Genomic DNA, 1,790 nt, shown 5'->3' with positions numbered 1-1,790 from the left:
GCTCGGTGCCACCGCTGCCGGTGGTGCTCTCGCCCTCGTCGTCGACGGACTCCGCCTCGTACCAGGGGCCCCACGAGCCGTCCGGGTTCTTGGCGCGCAGGGCCGCGACGGCCTGCGGGTTGTAGCCCTTCCACGTGACGCCGACCATCGAGAACGGGGTCTCGGAGGTGACCTCCTTGACCGGGGCGGAGCCCACCGCGATGTCGGTGTCCACGCCTGCCGCGGCGGGTGCGTCGGACAGGGAGACCTCGGCCGTCCCGGTGGGGACGGCGGCGCCCGCGGTGGCGGCGATGTCGTCTCCGGACTCGACCAGGTGGTCCGCCCCGTACACGGCGAGGGGCGTGACGACGGACGCCGCGACCGCCACCGCGAGGGCGAGGGTCCTGCGTCGACCGCTGACGTTCAGGGGGCGGCGTCGTGTTCTCAAGGGCTTCTCCAGATCAGGTCTGTGTCTCGCGGATCCCGCTGCGGAACACTTCTTCCCGGCGGCCGCGAGCGCTGCGACCACTGGGACGAATGTGACGAACGTGGTCAATGGTAGCTAAGAAACGCGTGAAACCAAGTGGTACGGAAGTGAATTTTGGGGTCACAACCGTGTAGTTTCGAACCGATGTACGACGACGGGGCCGCCCGACGCGCGGACTGAGCAGCGGCACCGCGCACGGGTGGGGCCCTCCTCGTCGTCGTCACCTGGTGTGGCACCGGACCCCTCCGCCCACCCGCCCGATACCCTTGGACCCGGACCCGCGCCGGCCGGCGCGTGGACACGCCGGGCGCGGCGCCCGATCAGGCGCGGCGACCCGGCGACGGACTACGGGAAGGCTCGAAGTGATGGCAGGCGATCGGCAGTGGGGGACCTATGACCTCATCGTGGTGGGGTCCGGTTTCTTCGGCCTGACGGTCGCCGAGCGGGCCGCGGCCGAGCTCGGCAAGCGCGTGCTGGTGCTCGACCGGCGTCACCACATCGGCGGCAACGCCTACTCCGAGCCCGAGCCCGAGACCGGGATCGAGATCCACAAGTACGGCGCGCACCTGTTCCACACCTCCAACGAGCGGGTGTGGGAGTACGTCAACCGTTTCACCGACTTCACCGGCTACCAGCACCGCGTGTTCGCGATGCACAAGGGCACGGCGTACCAGTTCCCCATGGGGTTGGGCCTGATCAACCAGTTCTTCGGGCGCTACTACTCGCCCGACGAGGCGCGGGAGCTCATCGCCGAGCAGGCCGCGGAGTTCTCGGCCGAGGACGCGGCCAACTTCGAGGAGAAGGCCATCTCGCTGATCGGGCGGCCGCTCTACGAGGCGTTCATCAGGGACTACACCGCCAAGCAGTGGCAGACCGACCCCAAGAACCTGCCCGCCGGCAACATCACCCGCCTGCCCGTGCGCTACACGTTCGACAACCGCTACTTCAACGACACCCACGAGGGCCTGCCCGTCGACGGCTATACCGCGTGGCTGGAGAACATGGCCGCCGACGAGAAGATCGACGTGGTCCTGGACACCGACTGGTTCGACGTCCGCGAGGGCGTCCGCGCGGCGAGCCCGGACGCGCCCGTGGTCTACACCGGCCCGCTGGACCGGTACTTCGACTACGCCGAGGGCGAGCTCGGGTGGCGCACCCTGGACTTCGAGACCGAGGTCCTGCCCACCGGCGACTTCCAGGGCACCCCGGTGATGAACTACAACGACGCGGAGTTCGACTACACGCGCATCCACGAGTTCCGCCACTTCCACCCCGAGCGGACGAACTACCCCACGGACAAGACCGTCATCATGCGCGAGTACAG

Annotated in this window: 1 protein-coding gene and 1 pseudogene; one reads left to right on the top strand and one right to left on the bottom strand. The window is 68.8% G+C overall.

All coding sequences use genetic code 11. The annotated features are described in order from the left end of the window. Positions 1 to 427: pseudogene (locus tag G6018_RS15455) on the bottom strand (hypothetical protein); the annotation flags it as partial. A gap of 404 nt (positions 428 to 831) precedes the next feature. On the opposite strand from G6018_RS15455, the gene G6018_RS15450 reads away from it, so the two are divergent. Next, positions 832 to 1,790: UDP-galactopyranose mutase (locus G6018_RS15450; RefSeq protein WP_182640094.1), on the top strand; the 959-nt coding region annotated here is incomplete at its 3' end.

Source organism: Dietzia sp. DQ11-44 (assembly GCF_014145205.1).
Taxonomy (GTDB): Bacteria; Actinomycetota; Actinomycetes; order Mycobacteriales; family Mycobacteriaceae; genus Dietzia; species Dietzia natronolimnaea.
The sequence above is the reverse complement of the archived record's forward strand: the minus strand, read 5'-3'. Positions and strand labels throughout refer to the sequence as shown.